Annotated in this window: 23 protein-coding genes; 17 read left to right on the forward strand and 6 right to left on the reverse strand. The window is 38.4% G+C overall.

Annotated elements, in window-relative coordinates; all coding sequences use genetic code 11:
• Positions 1-21: 21 nt before the first annotated feature.
• Together birA and murB are read right to left on the reverse strand one after the other, a co-directional pair.
• Positions 22-984 carry a bifunctional biotin--[acetyl-CoA-carboxylase] ligase/biotin operon repressor BirA gene (gene birA, locus FIV01_RS00825; RefSeq protein ID WP_152429319.1) on the reverse strand — a complete coding sequence of 321 codons (963 nt, stop codon included), beginning with the start codon at positions 982-984 and terminating at the stop codon, positions 22-24.
• Positions 984-2,027, reverse strand: coding sequence for a UDP-N-acetylmuramate dehydrogenase (gene murB, locus FIV01_RS00830; protein WP_152429320.1), 1,044 nt, complete (start codon positions 2,025-2,027; stop codon positions 984-986). Before murB ends, birA begins: the two co-directional genes overlap by 1 nt.
• A 59-nt stretch (positions 2,028-2,086) precedes the next feature.
• Here murB and FIV01_RS00835 point away from each other — a divergent pair, with 59 nt between their 5' ends.
• Entirely contained in the window at positions 2,087-2,506 is a 420-nt protein-coding gene (locus tag FIV01_RS00835; protein ID WP_172971799.1) for a GNAT family N-acetyltransferase, read from the forward strand.
• A gap of 32 nt (positions 2,507-2,538) precedes the next feature.
• Here FIV01_RS00835 and FIV01_RS00840 read toward each other — a convergent pair whose 3' ends face one another.
• The 4 genes from FIV01_RS00840 to FIV01_RS00855 form a co-directional block, all read right to left on the reverse strand.
• Complete coding sequence (locus FIV01_RS00840; protein WP_152429321.1) at positions 2,539-4,749, reverse strand: YjbH domain-containing protein; 2,211 nt, start codon at positions 4,747-4,749, stop codon at positions 2,539-2,541.
• Entirely contained in the window at positions 4,749-5,477 is a 729-nt protein-coding gene (locus tag FIV01_RS00845; protein ID WP_152429322.1) for a capsule biosynthesis GfcC D2 domain-containing protein, read from the reverse strand. Before FIV01_RS00845 ends, FIV01_RS00840 begins: the two co-directional genes overlap by 1 nt.
• A gap of 6 nt (positions 5,478-5,483) precedes the next feature.
• Positions 5,484-6,140: a YjbF family lipoprotein gene (locus FIV01_RS00850; protein WP_152429323.1), complete on the reverse strand. Its 657-nt coding sequence runs from the start codon at positions 6,138-6,140 to the stop codon at positions 5,484-5,486.
• Between the two features lie 95 nt (positions 6,141-6,235).
• Positions 6,236-6,493: a hypothetical protein gene (locus FIV01_RS00855; protein WP_152429324.1), complete on the reverse strand. Its 258-nt coding sequence runs from the start codon at positions 6,491-6,493 to the stop codon at positions 6,236-6,238.
• Positions 6,494-7,236: 743 nt separating this feature from the next.
• Between FIV01_RS00855 and FIV01_RS00860 the strand changes: the two genes are divergently transcribed.
• The 16 genes from FIV01_RS00860 to groL all read left to right on the forward strand — a co-directional run bounded on the left by FIV01_RS00860 (position 7,237) and on the right by groL (position 23,566).
• Positions 7,237-8,373, forward strand: coding sequence for a polysaccharide export protein (locus FIV01_RS00860; protein WP_152429325.1), 1,137 nt, complete (start codon positions 7,237-7,239; stop codon positions 8,371-8,373).
• Between the two features lie 62 nt (positions 8,374-8,435).
• Positions 8,436-8,876, forward strand: coding sequence for a low molecular weight protein-tyrosine-phosphatase (locus tag FIV01_RS00865; protein ID WP_152429326.1), 441 nt, complete (start codon positions 8,436-8,438; stop codon positions 8,874-8,876).
• 39 nt (positions 8,877-8,915) lie between these two features.
• Positions 8,916-11,084, forward strand: a complete 2,169-nt coding sequence (locus tag FIV01_RS00870) for a polysaccharide biosynthesis tyrosine autokinase (protein ID WP_152429327.1) — start codon at positions 8,916-8,918, stop codon at positions 11,082-11,084.
• A 211-nt stretch (positions 11,085-11,295) separates the two neighbouring features.
• Positions 11,296-11,763: a transcription/translation regulatory transformer protein RfaH gene (gene rfaH / locus FIV01_RS00875; RefSeq protein WP_172971800.1), complete on the forward strand. Its 468-nt coding sequence runs from the start codon at positions 11,296-11,298 to the stop codon at positions 11,761-11,763.
• 208 nt (positions 11,764-11,971) lie between these two features.
• A complete protein-coding gene (locus FIV01_RS00880; RefSeq protein ID WP_152429329.1) occupies positions 11,972-13,123 on the forward strand; it encodes a hypothetical protein in 1,152 nt (383 codons plus the stop codon).
• Positions 13,098-14,309 carry a capsular polysaccharide export protein, LipB/KpsS family gene (locus tag FIV01_RS00885; RefSeq protein ID WP_152429330.1) on the forward strand — a complete coding sequence of 404 codons (1,212 nt, stop codon included), beginning with the start codon at positions 13,098-13,100 and terminating at the stop codon, positions 14,307-14,309. Before FIV01_RS00880 ends, FIV01_RS00885 begins: the two co-directional genes overlap by 26 nt.
• Positions 14,309-15,502, forward strand: coding sequence for a polysaccharide biosynthesis protein (locus FIV01_RS00890; protein WP_152429331.1), 1,194 nt, complete (start codon positions 14,309-14,311; stop codon positions 15,500-15,502). Before FIV01_RS00885 ends, FIV01_RS00890 begins: the two co-directional genes overlap by 1 nt.
• Before the next feature lie 28 nt (positions 15,503-15,530).
• A complete protein-coding gene (kdsA, locus tag FIV01_RS00895; protein ID WP_152429332.1) occupies positions 15,531-16,328 on the forward strand; it encodes a 3-deoxy-8-phosphooctulonate synthase in 798 nt (265 codons plus the stop codon).
• A gap of 2 nt (positions 16,329-16,330) precedes the next feature.
• On the forward strand, positions 16,331-16,894 hold the full coding sequence (locus FIV01_RS00900) for a KdsC family phosphatase (RefSeq protein WP_152429333.1): 564 nt from the start codon (positions 16,331-16,333) through the stop codon (positions 16,892-16,894).
• 3 nt (positions 16,895-16,897) lie between these two features.
• A complete protein-coding gene (gene kdsB / locus FIV01_RS00905) occupies positions 16,898-17,650 on the forward strand; it encodes a 3-deoxy-manno-octulosonate cytidylyltransferase (protein ID WP_152429334.1) in 753 nt (250 codons plus the stop codon).
• Complete coding sequence (locus FIV01_RS00910; protein ID WP_152429335.1) at positions 17,651-18,586, forward strand: KpsF/GutQ family sugar-phosphate isomerase; 936 nt, start codon at positions 17,651-17,653, stop codon at positions 18,584-18,586.
• Between the two features lie 159 nt (positions 18,587-18,745).
• A complete protein-coding gene (locus FIV01_RS00915; protein WP_152429336.1) occupies positions 18,746-19,582 on the forward strand; it encodes a glycosyltransferase in 837 nt (278 codons plus the stop codon).
• A gap of 164 nt (positions 19,583-19,746) precedes the next feature.
• On the forward strand, positions 19,747-20,748 hold the full coding sequence (locus FIV01_RS00920; protein ID WP_152429337.1) for a sugar transferase: 1,002 nt from the start codon (positions 19,747-19,749) through the stop codon (positions 20,746-20,748).
• Positions 20,749-21,022: 274 nt separating this feature from the next.
• Complete coding sequence (locus FIV01_RS00925) at positions 21,023-21,358, forward strand: DUF3135 domain-containing protein (protein ID WP_152429338.1); 336 nt, start codon at positions 21,023-21,025, stop codon at positions 21,356-21,358.
• A gap of 193 nt (positions 21,359-21,551) precedes the next feature.
• Entirely contained in the window at positions 21,552-21,845 is a 294-nt protein-coding gene (locus tag FIV01_RS00930; protein WP_114785960.1) for a co-chaperone GroES, read from the forward strand.
• An 83-nt stretch (positions 21,846-21,928) separates the two neighbouring features.
• Positions 21,929-23,566 carry a chaperonin GroEL gene (groL, locus tag FIV01_RS00935; RefSeq protein ID WP_152429339.1) on the forward strand — a complete coding sequence of 546 codons (1,638 nt, stop codon included), beginning with the start codon at positions 21,929-21,931 and terminating at the stop codon, positions 23,564-23,566.
• The last annotated feature ends 3 nt before the right edge of the window (positions 23,567-23,569 follow it).

Genomic DNA, 23,569 nt, shown 5'->3' on the forward strand with positions numbered 1-23,569 from the left:
TGCACAATTGTAAAACTTGTTCTACCGGTGAGGACGTAAGCTAATTTCACCACCAATGAAGGTTTCAATCCCGCATTCGGTTTCAAGTAGTACTGCGCCCTGTTCATTTATACCGCGTGATACACCAATGATTTCCCTTTGCCCCATGATGAGTTTTACTGGTCGATGAATAAAGTTGTCTAAGCGATTCCATCTATCAACGAAGCCTTGCATGCCTTGTTGCTCGTAGTCTAATAACGCTCGATTTAACGTTTTAATCATAGTGATTGCAAGCTGATTGCGGTCAATATCCTGATGACCTGCGACCTCACATAAACTTGCCCAGGGTTGGGTGATTCCTTCCGTTTGCTCTGTCATCATAAGATTAAGGCCCATACCTATAACAAGGTTAGCAGCGCCTCCTGCTTGCCCAGACATCTCGACCAAAATGCCTGCCAATTTGCGATCTTGGTAATAAAGATCGTTTGGCCACTTTAGCTTTACCTCTTTGAGATTAAGCTGCTCTAAAGCTTCAACTATCGCAACGCCAACAACCAAGCTTAATCCCATTGCCGCCGCCATACCGGCATCGAGTCGCCAGTACATAGACAGATATAAGTTCGTCCCAAAGGGAGAAATCCATTCCCTGCCTCTTCGGCCGCGGCCTTTTAGTTGATACTCAGACAAACACACAGAACCTGAGTTCAATCTATTGATATTATCAAGTAAGTACTGGTTGGTAGAGTCAATAATGGGTATAAGCTCTACATGATTGTTTGTTTGGGCTTGTATGATATCTTGGTTAAGCAGTTGCATGGGATTTGCTAATTGATAGCCTTTACCTTGGACTCGAAAAACATCGACCCCCCATGCTTGTATGCCCTTGATATGCTTGCTGATAGCGGCTCTTGATATGCCAAACTTCTCGCCAAGGTCTTCACCGGAATGAAATCCTCCTTGAGATAATGACTTTAATATCGAAAGTTTAATAGAATGCTCTTTCATTATAATGTCTCTATCAAGTTAGCTAAGTTTGTTTCTGTGTGAGAGCCAATAAAGCGCACTTCATGCTCAAGTTGAATTTGGAATTTTTTGAACACTTCGCAATAAACTTTAGCGGCAAGTTTTACCACATCATCACTGCTAGCTTTGCCTTTATTCACCAGAACAAGCGCCTGATTTTGGTGGACTTCAGCCCCTCCAACAGCAGCACCCTTGAGTTGGCATTGATCTATTAACCAGCCAGCTGCAACTTTTACCCCTTGTGGAGTAGAGTAGGCGACCATATTCGGGTATGTTTGTTGAAGCTTTAGAAAGTGCTGGTGAGAAATGATGGGGTTTTTGAAAAAACTGCCCGCATTGCCAAGTTTGGCTGGGTCGGGAAGTTTTTCAATGCGCACTTGGCATACTCGCTCAAAGACTTGTTTTGCGGTGAGTCCATTATTATCTAGGGTTTGAAGAGGACCGTATCCAGTATTGGGCTGCCAATTTTTAGCAAGCTTAATGCCTATCGCAACTATTACAACTTGCTGGTGGAGATCATGTTTAAACACTGAATCTCTATAACCAAACTCGCATTGCTCCGCACTAAGCCTTTTAACCTCGAAATTTTTCAAGCACAAAACATCAACGTATTCACATAAATCTTTAAATTCAACCCCATAAGCGCCGATGTTTTGAATGGGCGCGGTACCAGCACAGCCAGGAATGAGCGCAAGATTTTCTAATCCCAAGTAGCCTTGTTCGATACTCCATTTGACCAAGTCTGGCCAGTTTTCGCCACCTGCTATGTGTAAATGCCACGAGTCAGCAGTTTCAGTCACCGTTTTCCCAAGTAATTGGTTGAGTAGTACAACGCCTTGATATGGCTGAGTAAAAAGCACATTGCTACCTTTGCCAAGCATTAATTTGGGTAAGCTTGACCATTTCGGATTCTGGTAGACGTCTTTAATATGGTCAACGGTCTTCACTTCTACTAGATATTGGCAGCTTTGTTCTATCGAGAATGTGTGAAAGCGACTAAGGTCTGCATTGGCTAAAATTTGCATTGGATTTATCGAGTAATCTAAACTGGCTTCATTCTACCCCAATTTGCAGTTTGGTGATAATGAGTCCTATCCAGATAGAAGTGTTAGATCCTGTAAAACTCCCACTCGTAGCTCGCTTATATAAATCCTATTACCGTTCAGGTAAAGCAAAAAAAGACGAATTGACGATTGCGGGAAGCGTAGACAAACAGATGATCGCCGTGGTGCGTTTTAAAAGTGTTGAAGAGAATCGATTATTGACCGGCATGCTTGTTGTGCCTGAGTTTAGGAGCCAAGGCCTAGCTCATCGATTGATGTCATATTGTGAGCAGTATGTGCTTCAAAGTGGGGACTTTTGTTTCGCCTATTCAGAGCTGGAAAGCTTTTATCAGCAGCATGGGTTTGTCACTCTTGGTTCCGATTCCTTGCCAAATACGCTCAAGGGACTGTTTGAGCGCTACAGTCAGAAAAAATCACTAGTTGCAATGAAATACGGCTGATGTGTGAACATCAGCCGCATTATATGCATTTCCTAGTTAATTGAACTTGGCCTTTGGAACCAAGGTGAGCGGGCGTCTGTTTCGTCAAATAGGCTATGCTTCTTGCGTAGCATCTGACCACCGTCCCTAGTTAAAGGCTCCCAGCTTATTACCGCGCGATTGGTACTTGGCTTAACCGTGAGTATGTCGAATGGGATAGAGATATAGAAACCTTTATTATAACTACCTTCACCATACTCTTCGGCGGTTAGATCTGTTTTTGTTGCATAAACACCAACTATGATCCCAGTATCGAATTGCTTAGACACATCAACTCTCGCACCTACGTCACCTCCCAAGAATTTACCTGCGCTGACTTTAATCAAAGTGCTATCAAGGAATGACCAGCTTGGCATATAGTAGCCAGTCACGTGCCCTGTGGTGCCACGGCTCAAGACATAAGCTTGGCAAGAAGGAATTCGAGCGTCACACTTTGCCTCATCATAAAAGAAATAGTCATCTTGATATACTCCGAACCAAGAATCAGGATCTCTTTGACTAACGACATTAAAGTCCACTCCAAGCGCCCAGTTAGTGTTCAGTGGGCGGTAGAGAACTTCACTACCCACACCAGCAAACATCATTTCTAGATAGCCGCCATACATTTGGGTGTAGACTTCTTCCATTGGCTGTTCAAACCAAGTTAGCTGGAGGTTTTGTAGTCTTACTGGATTATCATCGACATAGGCACGGAACATAGTTCTAACCCTAGGTGTCGAGTAATTTCTAACGTGAGGAGAGTTTTCGACGTAGTTAAACTTATCGTAGTTATCGACAAGATTGAAATATAAGGAGCCGCCTAATTCCAAGTTGTCAGTTAGCCAGTAGTTGGACTTAGCGCTTAAGCCGATACTGTATAGATAAAACGATTCAGGTCCACCAATGCTTTGCTGCAATACCGGATCGATACCGTAATCCCAATTGTTTTTACTGGTGGCAACTCTTACTTTTGAAGATTGCTCAGGCTCTGAATATGACAGGCTGTCGGCTATCTTGGCATCTGGTGATTGATAGTCGGATGCATCAACAAAGGCTTTCCTATCAACACTTGTTTGAGTTAGATCCATACCGTTCTTTTGCTCAACAATTTGAATGACTTGAATTGATTCATTAGCATGGTGAGTCAGTATTGTGGCTGCTCTATCAACCGCTTGCTCTCTATCTCTGTATTTGACCTGCTCACCTTTCAGTGTCACCACGTCTTTATCTACGGAAATGGAGTTGTTGCTATAGCCAGCATTTTTCTCGATTTGCTCAGCGACTTGCTGCCAATCTGTGTCGTTTACTGTTGGTCGCAATTGGCCTTGAGAGTAGAGCTTGTCTTCATCTCGCCAGTTTGGCTTAATCTCATTGAAGTTAGTGTATAAATTAAAACCAAAGACAACCGTGTTTCCGCGCTGATAGCTTAGCTTGGCATCTCCCCAATCTCCAAGTCGATAGTTCACGCCAAAGTTCCACGGCGTGCTTTGCACCATGGGTTTAGACGCATTTCGTGTGTTGGGAAAATCTTCAGAGTAGTCGTTACCTTCGTATTCAACTTTAAGACGTAGTGGTTCATAAGGTGTTTGATATTCAATGCCACCGAACAGTGCCGATGGGCCTTTAAACCAACGCTGAGCATCGAACTCACCACCACTGCCGTTATAATCGCTAGGCCTTGTGCAATAGCTATCGCTCAGTTTACAGGCTGGATTGGAGGCGCTTCCACTTTGTCCTAGATACCCCCAACCAAAACCCAGCGTGAAATCTAGGCTGCCAAAGCGCTTGGTTGCAGCGATATATTCACCATCAAACAATCCGGTACCTGAAAAATCTCTCACACCAATAGAGGTTTCAGGGAGATAATAGCCTTCTTCTAACAGCCTAATTTTAAAATCAACCCCTCTGTCTGTGTAAAGGTTATCACCACTATAGCTAGCGTCGCTACTGAAAGGAACGTCTGGCACACGGGTATAGTGAAGCGTGGTTTCTAACCATTCCATCAGTTGTAGAGAAACCATATAGTGTTGGTAATCATTACTCATGGTGAGGCCGACATTAAATTCCCCTTCTTTTGTCATTCGCCCTGTCGGCGTTTGCATCAGGCCTGTACCACCAAAATCGGATTGGGAGACTTTCCAATCTGCAGAGGTGTCAGACCATGCCGCTCCTGATAACAATAGGCATAGTGGGGTAACAAAACTCAGAGTACTACGTGTGTTCATTAGATACTTTTTCTCATGCTTATGAGTTTGATAATGTCTTTTTCAAGGGAACGGATGAATTGAGACCCAGAGTCAAAACCGACAAAGATAACTGTGCTTGGTGGTAAATGCGTCTGACTATTATTCCAATAGGCATAACCACTTTTTGTCGTGTGCCCGTCAGGATAGATTAGCCATACAAAGCTCTTGTCTGCGCCAGCTAATGGCTGAGCAATACTGATTGCATCAGAAAGTGAAGGAGAGTTAGAAATATCGATCTCTGAAGGTTTCTCAACCAAGCCCACTATATAAGAGAAATGATTGCGCTTTGGAAAGGCTAACTCATACTCTCCTGATAATTTCGGGTCTAAATTATTTTTTATTCGGATTTCATCGTAATCCAAGGGAATGAATAATCGATAGCCAACTTGCCAGCTTTCAATCTGTTTGATTAAAGTACTCGCGAGCACAGCATTTTCGCCCTCTAACTGGCTAAGCCGTTTTAGGACACTTTCTTTTAACCCAATAGCTTTGTTTAATTGAGCTTTATCAAAGAGTTGGTTGGCGATGAAGTAGGCATCACTGTAGCTATTGGTATTCTCTTTGATATCTTGAATAACTTGGCTGAGCCGTGCAGGATTCTTGTATTCAAACAGCACACTCTGCTGTGGAACTTGAACTATCAGCTTGTTTGCGAAAACATTGATAGATAGGAATAAAGCTAGCAAGGCTAGGATACGTGAGAGCATAAAATTTTAGCCTATGTAGGGTTTTAGAATTTCGAGTTCAATCATGAGATGTTCAGGGATGGGCCACTGAATGCTCTTTACAACTTGGCCTTGTTCATCTAACCAGAATGTACTTTGATAACTCTGGCTGCTTTTATCTGGAGTTATAATTTCGACAACTTTGTTAGTATTTTTTTGCCAGATGAGGGAAGTGAGGAGCTCTTTACCTACCACAGACGATTGAACACTTGCTTCTTGCTGTAAGTGATACCCTGGTTGCCAGTCGTAAGAGATTTTCCAAGAGTCCGACTCTGTTTTGGGTTGATAATAAGACTCTGAAGTGGTGACATTGAGCAGGTTATAATTGGGTAAATGGAGCGTTTTTACTACACGACCATTTTCTGTGACTATCATCGCGCCATCAGATGAGAGCCATTTTAATCTTGTGTTACCAGTGTCTGTATTAGTTTCAGCAAACGCTAAGACCATGAAAACTCGCGGCCCATCGTTTACTCGTGCATAAATACTGGCATAAGGTAGAGCTTCCACTTCATCTTTAGTCATATGAGTATCGGGTAAGCCTGAATATGCTTCTTTAATGGTTTCGCCAGTATCTTTTATATACTGACTACAGCCTGCTGTGGCAGCAAAAAGCAGAATGATCAGAATTCGGAAATGATTCATGGTAAATACATTTATTTTATTCGGGTGTTCCGAGGAGTTTTAGCGAGGATATGAAAACACCCTGAAAGGTTTCTTCAGGGTGTAAGGTTGCAAAACTATCTTGAGGTTCCGTCTGTAGCACTTGTTCCGCTTGTACCATCATTGTCGCTAGCTGCGGCAATAGCTACTGCTGTGATAGCAACGGCACTTACAGTTACAGCAGTTGCGGTGACAGTGCCAGTTGCAGCGGTTGTGGCTGTTGAAGCACCAGCTGCACCACCTGATGTAGCAGCTGGAGTGGTTTCTTCTCCTGCGGCTAGAGCGTTTGCAGACATACCAAGAGCACAAAGAATTGCAAGAGCGGCATTTCTCATTGTGAATCTCCTCCAAAAGTAAATATAAAAGCGCTTGTGGAGCGTATAAAGAAACACGCTCGATATAATCCTATGAGATATTTACAAAGATGTAAAAAGAATTACGCTTATAAAAAACTATTCTTAAATAAAGATCACTAATAATTATTCTGAAACGGATAAATTGTCAAACCTTATTTTTAATTTTTACCCTGGGCGAGATGTAAAGACATATAATCATTTCGCTAAATGAAGACCTAACAAAACACGCTAAAGTTTGCTTGTTTTTTTCACTCTTATTTTGTCGTAGAGCTGTTCGTAATTTTTCACCTAACAGAGCTCAATTTCGATTAAATTCATTAGTTTCAAGTGGTTATTGTTATCAATGATGCCAGATATAGACAATCGCTAGCCTATGCTATCTATTTATTTTCTTTTTTTTGAGAAACTCATTTGATTTTAAATTTTTTTGTTGACATTTATATACAATATAAATGTCAAAATCTTGCTTTATCAGGGTATTCTCGATAAATAAACATATTCTAATATACATAGATATATCATTTGAGATTTAAGCAAAACAAGGATATTATTCGCGGCTGAAAATTACACTAAGGTCAATAGTGTTTCGCTATTCATATGAATGTAACTGATCTCATTTTCCTTGGTTTGTGTTTTTTTGTTAATGAAGTTTTGCGTGGTGTATGTGGCTTTGCCCCTATACCCAATAAGATTTAATATTTGCTTATACGATTTGGCTTACAATGAAGATTGAGATAAACCGTTGTTTAATTGCTTTGCTGCCAGTAGTTCTGGGTGGCTGTGCTGTACCTGGCTCTCATTTGTCGACCAGCGACAAAAATTTAGTTTCTCACACTGCCGATAGTGAAATAGACAATCTTTCTGATGTTGTAAACCTATATCCGCTCACAGCGCAATCTGTGTCCCGCTATCAGGCAAAAGAGCGTTTGGCTCCTCAGTCTAACCCAAAGCTTGATATAGAAATCGCCAAATATCAGTACAAAGTGGGGATTGGGGACATATTAAACATTACTATTTGGGATCACCCGGAGCTAACTATACCGGCAGGCTCTTATCGCAGTGCTTCTGAAGCAGGGAATTGGGTTCATGCTGATGGGACGATTTTCTATCCATATATAGGTGTTGTTGAAGTGGCCGGTAAAACGGTTGGCGAGATACGTTTAGATGTGGCGAAGCGTTTGGCGAAATATATTGAGAGCCCACAGGTTGATGTCAATGTCGCTGCATTTCGCTCGAAGAAAACTTACGTAACGGGCGAGGTTTCAAAACCTGGCCAGCAAGCTATTACTAATATCCCACTGACTTTACTTGATGCCATTAACCGCTCTGGCGGTCTTGCTGAGAATGCCGATTGGCGAAACGTAACCTTAACTAGAAATGGTGTTGAAGAGCATGTTTCTCTTTATGGACTCATGCAAAGAGGGGACCTGACACAAAACAAGTTGCTACAAGCTGGTGATATTATTCATGTTCCCCGTAATGATGGCCAAAAGGTTTTTGTTATGGGAGAAGTCAATGAGCCAAAGCTTCTTAAGATAGACCGTGCCGGTATGACGCTCACGGAAGCTTTAAGTAGTGCTGGTGGTATCAATGAGTTGTCTGCGGATGCAACAGGCGTTTTTGTTATTAGAGCATCTGACAATAAATCAGAGAGGATGGCTGATGTATATCAACTTAATGTGAAAGATGCGTCTGCATTAGTCGTTGGTACTGAGTTTGACCTTAACCCTTACGATATTGTGTATGTGACTGCTGCACCAGTGAATCGTTGGAACCGTGTTCTAAGACAATTCTTGCCGACCATCAGTGGCTTTAATGAGTTAACCGAAGGTGTACTGCGTATCCGCAATTGGCCATAAATTTTATTGGTAATGTTTAAGAGGCTAATAATAGCCTCTTAAAGCTTAGATGAGATCTGGTTATGTTTACTAACATTCTTGTTGTGTGTGTAGGTAATATATGTCGCTCACCATTGGGTGAGGCAATGCTACAGAATCTATTGCCCCATAAGAAAATTGCATCGGCAGGGCTGGCGGCAGAGAAAAGTCGTTTAGTGGGTAAGCCAGCAGATGACAAAGCCATTTTTGTTGCAAATGAGCATGGCATTGATTTATCAAATCATCGCTCACAACAAGTCAGTTCAGCATTATGTGCAGAGTTTGACCTGATATTGGTGATGGAAAAAGGTCATATTGAAGCGATAACCGCGATTGCGCCGGAAGTTCGCGGAAAAACAATGTTATTTGGACACTGGACTGATCAGAAAGATATTCCTGATCCCTATAGGCAGAGTAAAGAAGCATTTGACTATGCGTATCAGCTTATTGATCAAGCCGCGCAGGCTTGGGTTAAGAGATTGTAGTTATTCAACCCAGATTGGGTGTTTAGGATTTTATAGATAATGACCACACTACAGATCAAGCAGCACGTAGGTGCTGCTTCTGATGAAATTGACTTAGGAAAGCTATTTGCCCTTTTTATGGATGGCAAGTGGATAATTCTTTTTACCACGGTAATTTTTGCCATTGCTGGAATAGCTTTTTCCCTATTATCAACACCTATTTATAAAGCAGACGCACTGATTCAAATTGAGCAGAAAAGCTCAGGCGGTATTTCGGCTATGGTTGGTGATATGGGCGATCTCTTCGCGCAAGAGTCGTCAGCAACCACTGAGATTGAGATCATTAAATCTCGTATGATACTCAGCGATACAGTGAATAAATTCAATTTGATGACGATTGCTGTGCCTGAGTATTTTCCTATTGTCGGTAAAGGAATTGCTCGCCTCCTTGGACAGCAGCCGAGAATTGAAGTGACACAGTTTGAATTACCAAAAGAAGATCAAGCGTTTGCTTATAAAATTAAGGTAACTGATGCTGAGCAGCGGTCTTATCAGCTGCTCACTGATGATGGTCTTGTTATTCTCTCCGGTCGCGTGGGTCAGCTGGCAAAAGCAGGTGAATATAAACTGTTTGTATCTCACTTAGATGCTACTAATAATACCGCTTTTAATATTGCTAAACGTAGTTCGTTAGAAGCTATTCAGTGGTTGAAGGACAACTTATCAATAAGTGAGCGAGGAAAGCAAACTGGTATCATCGAGCTGTCTTTTGTTGGCGAAGATAGAGCTAAAATACAAGCTATATTGAACGACATCAGCCAAAACTACTTTTTGCAAAATGTAAAACGAAACTCAGCAGAGGCTGAGAAAAGTTTAGCCTTTTTAAAAGAGCACTTACCATCTGTAAAAACAGAGCTAAATAGCGCAGAAAATCAGCTAAATACTTATCGCCAAGATAATGACTCTATAGATTTAAGCTTGGAAGCGAAATCAACATTGGAAGTAATGGTAAGACTTGAAGCTCAATTGAATGAACTGACGTTTAAAGAAAGTGAAATTAGCCAGCGTTTTACTATCGATCACCCTGCGTACAAATCTCTGTTGGATAAACGCCAAGTTCTACTTGAAGAGAAACAACGTTTAAATACTCAAGTACAAAAGCTGCCAAAAACGCAACGTGAAATCCTTCGCATGACTCGTGATGTTGAAGTTAACCAACAGATTTATATCCAGCTATTAAATAAGGTCCAAGAGCTTAATATAATCAAAGCTGGTACCGTAGGTAATGTTCGGATATTAGATGGTGCTCAAGTATTCGAGCGGGCAGTTAAGCCTAAAAAACCTCTTATTGTCGTCATTGCTACATTACTGGGTGGAATGTTAAGCGTAGCTTATGTATTACTCAAAGCAGCTTTTCATAAGGGGATTGAAAGCCCCCAAGAAATTGAAGATTTAGGGCTTCCTGTATATGCCAGTGTACCTACATCGGTATTGCAGCTTGAGTTTATGGCTAAGCATAGTCGAAGGTTCAAAAGTAAGAATACGCAACAAAGAATGCTCTTGGCTGAGAGTAATCCTCTTGATTTGTCGATAGAAGCGTTGCGAGGGCTACGTACCAGTTTACATTTTGCAATGCTTGAAGCAAAAAACAATGTCTTAATGATTTCTGGCCCTGCACCCAATGTCGGCAAGACCTTTGTATCGGTTAACTTTGCTACTGTGGTGGCCAAAACCGGACAAAAGGTATTGTTAGTCGATGCCGATATGCGTAAAGGCTACTTACAACAGCCGTTTGGGAAAACTGCTGAAAATGGTTTGTCTGACTATTTAAGTGGTACAACTAAATGTACAGATGTACTTAAAAAAACAGATGTTGACAATCTACATATTATTGCCCGAGGCCAGATTCCTCCAAACCCTTCTGAACTATTGATGCATCAAAGGTTTACAGAATTAGTTGAGTGGGCATCTGATAAATACGACTTAGTAATTATTGATACTCCCCCTGTTCTTGCGGTTACCGATCCAAGTATTGTGGGTAGGCATGCAGGTACGACTCTTATGGTGACACGCTTTGGCATGAATTCAGCTAAAGAAATTGATGCAGCCAGAAGTCGCTTCGAGCATGCAGGAATCAATGTTAAAGGCGTTATTTTTAATGCTGTTGAGAAGAAGGCCTCTTCTGATTATGGTTATTACAGCTATGAGTATAAGAGTGAAGAAGCGTAATATCCTGTTATTTATTTAAGATAATAGATTGATATTAAGTTAGCCGTAACATAGAGCTATAAGATTTTATTAAATATGCAATGAGTAAAAATTAGCAAGGATATAAGCCTTTGGGGGCTGTAACCCAAGGGCGGTAGCGTGCTTTTTTATTGTGCGATATCTTTTTCACGGATAGTTGTAAATATATTAAATATTATAGATGATCCTTATTATGATGAAGAATATTCAGAACGATAATCAAAACAATCAATGGTTTTTAGTTAGATGTAAAAACAAACAAGAGCGACGCGCTAGTCTCAATCTTGCTAATCAATCAATCGCCTCATATTATCCGCTTATTAATGTGGTTAAAATGCGCCGTGGTAAAAAGCAAGTTATCCGAGAGCCACTCTTTCCGGGATACATTTTTGTTTATATAGACCCTTCTTCTTTTCTTGCTTCAAAAGTAGCGAATACGTTTGGTGTCTGCGGATATGTTCAATTTTCTGGTCGACCTCAGGTGGTTCCAGATACTATAGTAGGCGATTTAAAAGCGAGAGCTTGCTTGGTAATCGATGAATCAATCCAATTTAGTGAAGAAATGGTAGTTTCTGGCGGTAAATGTAAAAATATGAAAGAAATATTCCTAGAGCCCGAGGGTGAAAGGAGGAGTAGTATATTGATAGATATGCTAAATTAACCTAACAAAAATATAATTCATGTGATAGTTTTTAAATTTATAGTTTATGGTTGTATTTTAGTAGGGTTAATTTTATTTCAATATCTCAATTAAGTAATCAATAAAACCCTTATTTAGAAAACAATAGTTTAGTTGATACAATTAGTTTCTCATGATTTTCTAGTAATTAGTAAGTTTTATTAAGATGATAGATAGGTGCTTTCCTAAAATGGAACGAATGCTATTAATAGTAACTCTTTTTTTATTTACAATCAGCCTATTATTTATTGAATACGGCGGCTATAAATTAGCCTCTATCAGTATAATATTTTTTATAGCACTAACTGTACGCAAAAGAAATACACTAATTGAATATAGTGTTGTTGTTTCATATATTATAATATCTTTTATATTATATGTGACTGTTGTATTAAAAGGTGGTGATGTAGTTTGGGGTGGATATGAGTATTATCCAAAGTTCAGGAGTTATATAGTATATTTATTTGCTGCCTCATTCTTTTTCTTGCTCGCTAGGGGCGAATATTTTTTAACTTCTCTTCTTTTAGTTATAAAAATACTATTGATATTAATGATATTGGTATTTTTATTAGAATATATTCATTATATCTTTTACGGAGAAGGTTTAAATATTACAAAAATGTTCTTGTCTGTGGAGCAAAGATCGCTAAGTCGAGAATTTTTTAGACCCAGTATTCACTTTGCAGAACCAGGTACGTTTGTTAATTATTCGTTTCCTTTATTATTTGTTTATGGTTATTTTAAAGGTTTTGATAATAAAATTTCAATAGCATTTAGTTTAACTTTGATTTTGACATTATCTATTCAAGGTATAATTATCGGTGGCTCATATCTCTTGTATTCTATAATAAGCCAAAGAAATTTAAGTAAGATATTAATTTTGTTTCTTATTTTATTACTCTGTTCTTTTGTTTTTTATGAGTATGTTGACTCTTATGTTGATAAAAGATTTTATAGCGGAGTAAGTCAAGATGCTAGTTTAATAAAAAGGTTGTATCCTCTACAGTTTCTAAGCGATGTTGACACTAAGAGATTATTATTAGGAAGTGGTCTATTTGTTGATGACTGCCACTGTTTAGTTAGAGATGTGGGACTTGCAATTAATATATTATATCATTTTGGTGTTTTTGGGATATTCTTTATTCTCTTGCCCTTCTTGACTTGTTTTACATTCTTTAGTAATAAGATTGGATATTTGATTTTATTTATATCATTTGTTTTTACATCTAAGATTGCTATATTTTCAGGATATTATCATCTTGTATTCTTAATGTCTTTTTTCTTCTTAATTAAAAAGAAATCAATAGGTTATTTAAATGAAGTATCATGTGTTACTAGATAATATTGAACGTTCTAATGTATTCTATAGAATGTTTTTAAGTTTGAAAGATGATGAGTTTGTTTTTTATACTTTAAAACCATCAATTTATTTTTACTTCAAGTACTACCTTAAAGTAAGTAATATATTTATTATTGAAAGTGAAACAGAAGATGAAAGTGCAAATATTGATTGTAATAATGATATTCATGTCTTGATTGGACGTGCTAGCAATAAACTTTCAATTAGCATGTATAAAAAAATTAGATATTATCTATTAAAAAATGCTCAATACACATCTGAGGATATAGCCGTTGTCTTTAATGGTTGTCAAACTGCGGCTCGAGCTTTTTATGATTTTTTTCGTGATAATAATATTAAAACCTTGTCATGTGAAATTAGCAATCTACCAGGAAAAATGATATTTGATCCTAAGGGTGTCAATGCTCAATCATTACTTTTTAATAATATTGACATTTTGAATGATTTCAAGTCAGTGCTATCAGAGCAACAGCATGAGGACTGGATTAATTTATATGAGGAATATAAATCTTATCCTATACCTCAATCAAAAATAAAGTATAAGTATGCTATTTTTGCTATTGTTGATGCTCTACTCTATTATTTTAATAGAGGGATTAAAGAAGAAGATGGTGGCCTAATACAGAAGTCAAAATTATTTTTTAATAAAATAATAGGAAGTAAGAAAAATATTTCTCTGGGTTCTATATGTAATTTAGATATAAAGTATTCGTTCTTTCCTACGCAGGTTTCTACAGATACGCAAATTCTTATTAATAGTGATGTGGATAATTTTCAAGCTATTGAAATGATGTGTAATGAGTCAAGAGATTCTGAAATCTATGTGAAAATACATCCTGCTGAGCAAAATAAAGATATAATTCTAAAATATCTTTATCTAGAGAAACAAGGAAAAATCACCCTTTGCAAGAATAATACAACAGAGCTTATAAAAAATGCGTCTAAGGTTTATACAATAAATTCTACGGTTGGCTTAGAGGCTCTGATATACAATAAACCTCTCACTGTTTATGGTCGAGCTATATACTCTAAAATGGTTAATGCAAAAGATATAAGGGATTTCATACATGGATATTTAGTTGATATTGACTACTATGGGGCTAATAAAGTTGATGAATCTGTTTTTGATAAACTACATAAGATCGCATCTCATAATGGTAAAATTTAATGTTAAAAAATTTTTTAATATCATCATTTGGTACGTTAATTTCTCAACTTATATTATTTTTTTCGTTACCTCAAATAGCAAAGATTTGGGGAACTGAAAATTTTGGTATTTATTCTCAGGATGTAAGTATTGGAATAATTATTGCTACGCTATTAGTTCTCAGATTAGAGTTGTTAGTGATGAATGATGATTCAGATAAAGCAAAGGCATATTTATTTTGTGTAATAAAACTGTCTCTTTTATCTTGTATTTTTTGCATGGTTTTCTTGTTTGTTTTTGAACTAGCTCGATATACATTACCACTATATTATGGTTTTTCTTTGCTTCTCTACAATAGTTCAATACTATATTTTAGCGTAAATAGGCGATTTTTTTACATATCCATATCAAAAGTTTTATTAAATCTTATTTTTGTGTCACTTGTTTTTTTTATACCTAAAGATGAAAGTTTAGGAATTATATTTTACCACTTTATAACTACGTTAGTGATATTCATATTATTGTTTTATATTTCTTTGAAAGATAATAATAAACATTACAATATAAGCTTCTCAAGGTTGCTTGGCGATGGTAAAGATTATGTTTTAAACACTTTTCCAGCAAGCGTATTCAATGTGTCTTGTGTTAATATTATTCCAGTAATAATGCCATTTCTATTCAATGAGTCTAAGGCAGGGATTTTTTTTCTAGCATATAAAACAATCATATTTCCTGTTGGTATAATTGGTCAATCGTTAGGTAATATATTTAGGCGTGAGTTGCTGGCTAACCGTGACAATAAAAACAAAACAAATAATGTGTTTATTTATGTTTCATCTATTATTGCTGCTATTTGTATTTTGTTTTACTTTTTGGTGATTAACTTTTATGAGATTGTCTTTTTAAGCTATTTTTCTTATGAATGGCATGATGTTATTAAAATATATGATAGTATACTGTATTTATCAATATTGATGATGATCTACTCGCCTTTGGGGCATGTTTTCCTATGTAGTGGCAATCAAAGAAGTGACTTGGTTTTTAACTTTTTAAAATTAATGGCTTTGATTGCTTTTTTATTTTTGTCATATTTCTATTCATTCGAATTTATTACTTTCGTCAATTATTATTCATTTGTTATGAGTGGAACCTATCTATTAGGAATTTTAATGGTTTTACATTGTTACTTTTTTAAGTTCAAGTCGTTAGCGTGATAAGTAATTTTACATTAAGAGGTTTATTATGTTTTTAATTGCAGGTCCATGTGTTATTGAATCTGAGGGTCTAGTTCTAGATACTTTTGCACAATTACAGGAAATAACAACTAAGTTTGGTATTGAATACATTGCCAAGTCTTCGTTTACGAAGGCAAATCGTTCATCAGCGTCTGCTTTTACTGGGCCAGGTCTTGAAGATGGATTGAAAATTCTTCAAAAGGCAAAAGAACAGTTAGGTGTAAAAGTAATAACTGATGTGCATGATGATACTCCTTTAGATGAAGTGGCTTCTGTAGTGGATGTTTTACAAACACCTGCTTTTCTTGTCCGTCAAACGGGGTTTATTCAGCGAGTTGCTTCAATGGGTAAACCAGTAAATATTAAGAAAGGCCAATGGATGCATCCATCCGATATGGCTCCGGTCGTAGAAAAGTGTCGTGCAGTCGGTAATGATGATATATGGCTGTGTGACCGGGGCACTAGTTTTGGCTTTGGTCAGCTAATCAACTATATGCCGGGTTTAACCATTATGAAAGAAACAGGGTGCAAAGTGGTCATGGATGCAACGCATAGCGTTCAGATGCCAGGCACTCTGAACGGTTCAACTGGAGGGAATCGTTATCATGTTCCAGCTATCGCTAGAGCTGCAGTGGCTGTAGGTATTGATGGCTTGTTTATGGAAACTCATCCAGATCCAGATAATGCATTATGTGATGGCCCAAACATGTTGCCACTTAAGCATATGGAAGAGTTATTAGAAACGTTGCTTGAGATTGATGAAATTGTTCATCGTCGTACTTTTATTGAATCAAAGTTGGTTTAACAGTGTTGGATAAGCATGCTTGCGACAATATCAAAATGGTATTGCTCGATGTAGATGGTGTCATGACTGATGGCTCAATCTATATTCATCAAGATGGTGAGTTTTTTAAATCATTCAATGTGAAAGACGGTTTGGCTATAGAGTTATTACGGGCACATGGAATCAAATCAGGCGTAATTTCGGGTAAAGCGAGTTCCGCTTTAGATACTCGATGCCAACAGTTGGGTTTTGATGAAATCATCACAGGCTGTAAAAACAAACTCCCTGCTTTAATTGGTATTTGCCGCAAATATAAGATAACAACAGAGCAAATAGCTTTTTTGGGTGATGATGTTCTTGATATTCCTATCTTCGAAACAGTCGGGTTGTCTGCTGCTCCAGCCGATGCCCACAGTTTAGCTCTTAAAAATGTTGACTGGATTTCTAGCTTGAAAGGAGGGGAGGGAATGGTAAGAGAATTTGTAGATTTATTACTGACAAAACAGCTTCACAAAACATTAACAGAGATTTATAAGCCTTTGCTTAATAAAATTCGTCTGGACGATGTAGCAACGCTGGAGCAATAAACTATGAGTGTCAAAGTTGTAATACCCGCACGGTATGGCTCATCTAGATTACCCGGTAAGCCTTTATTAACTTTACTCGACAAACCTGTTGTTTGGCATGTGATTCAACGTTGCAAAGAGGCTGGTATCGGCCTAGACGATATTTTTGTTGCTACCGACGATCAGCGTATTATTGATGTGCTGAAAGGTGAAAATATTCAAGTTATTTTTACTTCGTCAGAGCATCAATCTGGTACTGACCGCATCAATGAAGTTTCTAAAATAATGGGTTGGAACGAAGATACGACTATTGTGAACGTGCAGGGAGATGAGCCTATGATCCCCTCAACGTTAATTCGAAAAATAGTATCTTTTTCTCAATCAAACCCTTTATATCATATAACGACAGCGGCTGTTCCCTTAGAGTCTCAAGAAGACTTTTCTAATCCTAATGTGGTTAAAGCGATAGTGGGACAAAATGGGAGAGCTCTTTATTTCACTCGCTCAGCATCACCGATGAACCGTGATGACAACGGGGACTTGTCATTAGCCAAAAGACACGTTGGTATTTATGCCTATCGAGCTTCAGCACTAGAACGGTTTTGTTTATATCCAGAAGATGAACTTGAGAGTTACGAAAAGCTTGAGCAATTACGTGCCCTTAGCTATGGGATGAGTATTGGTGTCATGATATTTGATGGTGTCGTCCCACACGGAATCGATACTATTGAAGATTTCAAATCTATTAGTAAAAAAATGGAAGGAAAGAACCTTTAAATGACAAGTTCACTTGATATTGCAAAAAAAGTAATTCAAACCGAAATTGATGGATTGAATTACATGGCAAAGAGTTTAGGCCCTGAGTTTGAAATGGCAATCAACGCGATTATTAATACCAAAGGTCGAACAATCATTTGTGGTATGGGGAAATCTGGAATTATTGGAAAAAAAATCGCAGCATCTTTTGCTAGCACTGGTACTCCTAGTTTTTTTATGCATCCCGGAGAGGCCTTTCATGGTGACCTTGGGATGGTAAAGCCTGAAGATGTCTTTATTGCTATATCGAATTCAGGTGAAACAGATGAAGTGCTGAAGCTTCTTCCTTTTTTGAAAGATAATGAAAACTATATTATTGCAATGACAGGTAATGCGAAATCAACATTAGCTGTAAATGGAGATTGTCATCTGGATATATCTGTACCTAAAGAGGCATGCCCGCATCAACTTGCTCCGACATCTTCTACAACTGCGACTCTTGTCATGGGAGACGCACTGACCGTATCCTTGATGTCTCAGCAAGATTTCCAACCGGAACATTTTGCTCGGTTTCATCCAGGTGGTAGCTTAGGGAGAAGATTGTTATCAAAAGTTAAAAATGAAATGGTTTTGGCTGAAAAAATACCGTTTGTAGAATCTCATACATGTTTCAAGGATGTCGTCAGTGAGATAACAAAAGGTGAATTAGGTCTAGTACTTGTTCATCATTCATCAAGTTTGCCTTTCCTAATCACGGACGGGGATGTCAGAAGGGCTATGGAAATGCAAGAAGAACAAGTATTCAAGCTCGTCGCTTTAGATATAGCCTCAACATTACCTAAAACCATCTCGGAAAATGCAAACATAGAAACAGCCTATAATAAAATGTCAAAATATAACGTTTCATCCTTACTAGTTGTCAGTGAAAGTAAATTTGTTGGTATTCTTAAAAAATAACCAATAGGTCTTGGTGATTTTACTTTTCTCATATACTTATGATTAATATTAACTAGTTCCCATTTGTCTAATTATATTTTTTGAATAACTTGTTCAAATTCTCTCGATTATAATCTTTATAATTTAGATAGTTTAAATATTTCCCTCAAAGGTCTTATAGTGAAAGAAATAAACTCTTTTCAGTTTTCAGTTTTAATGTCTCTCTATATAAACGAAACACCTAAGAATTTAGAAGAATGTCTCTCTAGTATAATGGAGCAGACTGTGTCTCCTAATGAGATAGTAATAGTTGAAGATGGACCTTTGACAGACGAGATGTATTCAACATTGGATCGTTGGGAAAGCAAACTACCTCTTATTAGGGTAAAGTTAAGTAAAAATGTTGGTTTAGGTAATGCTTTAAACGAAGGTTTGAAGTTTTGTAGCCATGATCTTGTGGCTCGTATGGATACTGATGATCTGTGTGTTCCATATAGATTTGAAAGGCAGTTACATGAATTTACAAGGCGTGATATCGATATCTGTGGAAGTTGGGTTTCTGAATTTGAAAGTAACTGTGATATTATTACAACATATAGAAAACCTCCCGAAAGTCACCCAAAAATAATAGAAGAATCACGCTTACGAAACCCAATTAATCACCCTTCTGTGATGTATCGAAAGTCAGCTATTTTAGATGTGGGTGGCTATGATAATGTTTTATTCTTCGAAGATTATCACCTCTGGTTAAAACTCATTGATGCCGGCTATAAGTTTTTTAATATACAACAACCCTTGGTTTTAATGAGGGCAGGTAATGCCCAACTTTCTAGACGAGGAGGGATTAAATATGCAATCCATGAATTATCTTTCTTAAAGCTTTGCAGTAAAGAAAAGATAATGTCAAAAAGATATGCTATTAGAAATGCGTTAATTAGATTTCCTGTTCGTATCGCACCTACTGTAATATTGGGAGGAATATACAAACACATTAGAAGTAGAGATTTTTATAAGTAATAATAGCTTTTCATTATATTACAAATTAGTTAAAAACAATATTGTTATTTAGGTTGCATAGCTGTGGGTTTTCACTATTCTCGGCTAATCACTTATTGTATATATTTTATTGTTAAATTTATCGTTTAATATGATTTTAAGATAGACTTTATAATATTCAAAGTATGAAAAACTCAGTATTAAAAAATCAAGTTACTGGCTCAGGAGTATTTGAAGCAGTATTTGACACCAATCCAAATGATCAGGTTTTAAAACAAGCACCGCAAAACAGCGAAGCCCTCATTCATATATATGCACCAGAGAAATATTTAGAAAAGTTGAAGTTTGTATTGTCAAAACACGACATTCAATACGATATAAACAATTATTCTATTCAAGATTTTAAAGGTAAGACTTTATGTCACTTTGAAAGTGCCAGCTTGTCGGAGGAGCATCGCAATTTTCTCATTGAAGCAACAGAACTTGGCGCTTGGGTAGAGCCTTTGGTAAGCTATTTTGATAGAACACTTGGTTATACAGAAACAGAGCTGCTTCATAGTGGATACTTTCTACATCAAAAAGCCTTTTCAATTCTGTCGAACAAAAGGAATGTAAGTGAAAAGCGACTGATAGATCTGATGTTCGTTTTTATGCTTGGAATAATAGCGATCCCCGTAGGCCTTATAACTGCTGTCTTGATTAAACTTGAGTCGCCGGGGCCTATTTTCTTTAAACAAAGAAGAACTGGTCAGTATAACCAAGAGTTTGAGGTAATAAAATTCCGTTCAATGCGAAATGATGCAGAGAAAAATGGAGCTCAGTGGGCAACCAAGAACGATGCACGAGTGACCAAGGTTGGGAACTTTATCCGAAAAACACGAATCGATGAGCTACCTCAGTTAATTAACGTTTACAAGGGTGAAATGTCGATGGTAGGCCCTCGACCTGAGCGAGAAGTGTTTATCGAAGATTTGGAAAAAGAAATACCATACTATCGTTTCCGTCATGCTGTAAAACCAGGCGTCACTGGTTTAGCACAAGTAAAATATCCATATGGCGCATCAGTTGACGATGCAATTTGGAAGCATAAGTTTGATATTTACTATATCAAACATCAGAGTTGGCGCATGGAGTTGAAAATTTTATTTTTAACTGTAAAGACTGTAATTTTTGGGATGGGCCGTTAGTGAAACTGTGTTGTTCCGCTGTAATGTGCATGAGTGAAGAACACAAGATGGGAACTTTCGAATAGAGGTTTCTGACATTATAGCTATTACGTCAATCCTGGCGCTCCCATTTCTTTTCATTTCCCTCAAGCAGTTTTGTAGTTTGAGAGGCTGTAACATCGTCTCTTAAAGCTCTCTTACTCAAAACTTAGAGTTAAACATATGTAGTTCGCACAACTCTGGCAAACCGTCTATATTTTAATTGATAGATTTGTTACTTTGTTTTGGGGGCGTTATGAATTCACCGTTAATCAATCAAACTCTTCCTTCGTTTGATGACCTAATCGACCTTGCAGAAAACAATCCTGAAGGTTTTGCTAAATTTAAGCATAACATGTGTAAAGAGATGATTATGTCCGCGTCTGAAGAGATGCAAGGTAGACTCTGGGCCCAGCAAAGTCATATAGATAGAGTTGTTGATAACTGCAAAAATCCTAATCATGCCAATGTGATGTTGATGCGTGAGCTTGTTTCTCAAATGGTTAAATTTCAAGATGTACTCGAAGGTGACTCGGCCGAGACCGAAGAATGCAGTAGTGCACAAATCATCCCTCTTGCTGACTGGCGCTAACACATTGAGTTAGCGCTAAGCTTTCCAAAGCCGTATTTCCAAGTTCTTCTCTGAACTCGATCACAAAAATCTTTCATATCCCCCTTGGGTTTCAGCAAAACGTCCCACATATAGATAGCACAAGACTTTAACGCCTTGTGCTATTGCGCTAGGTAATTATCCAACAACATGGAAATTTCAGGAGAGACGACCGATGAACATTCGTCCATTACACGACCGAGTTATCGTAGAACGCCAAGAAGTTGAGTCAAAATCAGCGGGTGGTATTGTTTTGACTGGTTCTGCTGCCGAGAAGTCAACTCGCGGTGTAGTTTTGGCTATTGGTAAAGGCCGCATTCTAGAGAATGGCACTGTGATGCCTCTAGATGTCAATGTTGGCGACACAGTGATTTTTGCTGAAGGCTACGGTACGAAAACTGAAAAAATCGACGGTAAAGAAGTTCTAGTGATGTCTGAAAGTGACATCATGGCTATCGTTGAGCAATAAGCTAGCAATCATTGAGTAATTTTTTGCTCAGATTCATTTGTTAATTAAGTAAAACTAAAGAATTTTAGAAAAGGAAACTAAAGATGGCTGCTAAAGACGTTAAATTTGGTAATGACGCACGTATTAAAATGCTAGAAGGTGTAAATGTTCTAGCAGATGCAGTAAAAGTAACGCTAGGTCCTAAAGGCCGTAACGTTGTTCTCGACAAATCTTTTGGTGCACCAACTATTACTAAAGATGGTGTATCTGTTGCGCGTGAAATTGAACTAGAAGATAAGTTCCAAAACATGGGCGCACAAATGGTTAAAGAAGTCGCCTCTCAAGCAAACGACGCTGCGGGTGACGGCACAACAACGGCGACAGTTCTTGCACAGTCTATCGTTAACGAAGGCCTTAAAGCGGTTGCTGCGGGTATGAACCCAATGGATCTTAAGCGCGGTATCGATAAAGCCGTTGCAGCAGCAGTGAAAGAGCTAGGTGAGCTTTCTGTTAACTGTAAAGGTAGCAAAGAAATCGAGCAAGTTGGTACTATCTCTGCAAACTCTGACTCTAGCGTAGGTAAGATTATTGCTGAAGCAATGGAGCGTGTAGGCCTAGACGGTGTTATCACTGTTGAAGAAGGTCAAGCACTTCAAGATGAGCTAGATGTGGTAGAAGGTATGCAGTTTGACCGTGGTTACCTATCTCCATACTTCATCAACAACCAAGAGTCTGGTTCTGTTGAGCTTGATAATCCATTTATCCTACTGATTGACAAGAAAGTATCTAACATTCGTGAGTTGCTTCCAACTCTTGAAGCAGTAGCAAAAGCTTCTCGTCCTCTGCTTATCATTGCGGAAGATGTTGAAGGCGAAGCGCTAGCGACACTAGTGGTTAACAACATGCGTGGTATCGTTAAAGTTGCCGCTGTGAAAGCACCTGGCTTTGGTGACCGTCGTAAAGCTATGCTTCAAGACATCGCTGTCCTAACAGGTGGTACTGTTATTTCTGAAGAAGTAGGTCTTGAGCTAGAGAAAGTCGTTCTAGAAGACCTTGGTCAAGCGAAGCGCGTTGCTATCACCAAAGAAAACACCACTATTATCGATGGTCTAGGCGAAGAGTCTATGATTCAAGGCCGTGTTGCTCAAATTCGCCAGCAGGTCGAAGAAGCAACTTCTGACTACGACAAAGAGAAACTTCAAGAGCGTGTTGCTAAGCTAGCAGGCGGCGTTGCGGTTATTAAAGTTGGCGCAGCAACTGAAGTAGAGATGAAAGAGAAGAAAGACCGTGTTGAAGACGCACTTCACGCAACTCGCGCAGCAGTTGAAGAAGGCGTTGTTGCTGGTGGTGGTGTTGCACTTATCCGCGTAGCTTCTAAGATTGTTGATCTTCAAGGTGATAATGAAGAGCAAAATGTTGGTATTCGCGTAGCACTGCGTGCTATGGAAGCGCCAATTCGTCAAATCACACAAAACGCGGGTGACGAAGAGTCTGTAGTTGCTAACAACGTTAAAGGTGGTGAAGGTAGCTACGGTTACAACGCTGCAACTGGCGAATACGGTGACATGCTAGAAATGGGCATCCTAGATCCAACTAAAGTGACTCGTTCTGCACTTCAATTTGCGGCATCAGTTGCAGGTCTAATGATCACAACTGAAGCTATGGTTACAGACCAACCACAAAAAGATGCGCCAGCAATGCCTGATATGGGCGGTATGGGTGGTATGGGCGGCATGATGTAGTCC

The sequence above is a fragment of the Vibrio aquimaris genome, from assembly GCF_009363415.1.
GTDB classification, from domain to species: Bacteria; Pseudomonadota; Gammaproteobacteria; order Enterobacterales; family Vibrionaceae; genus Vibrio; species Vibrio aquimaris.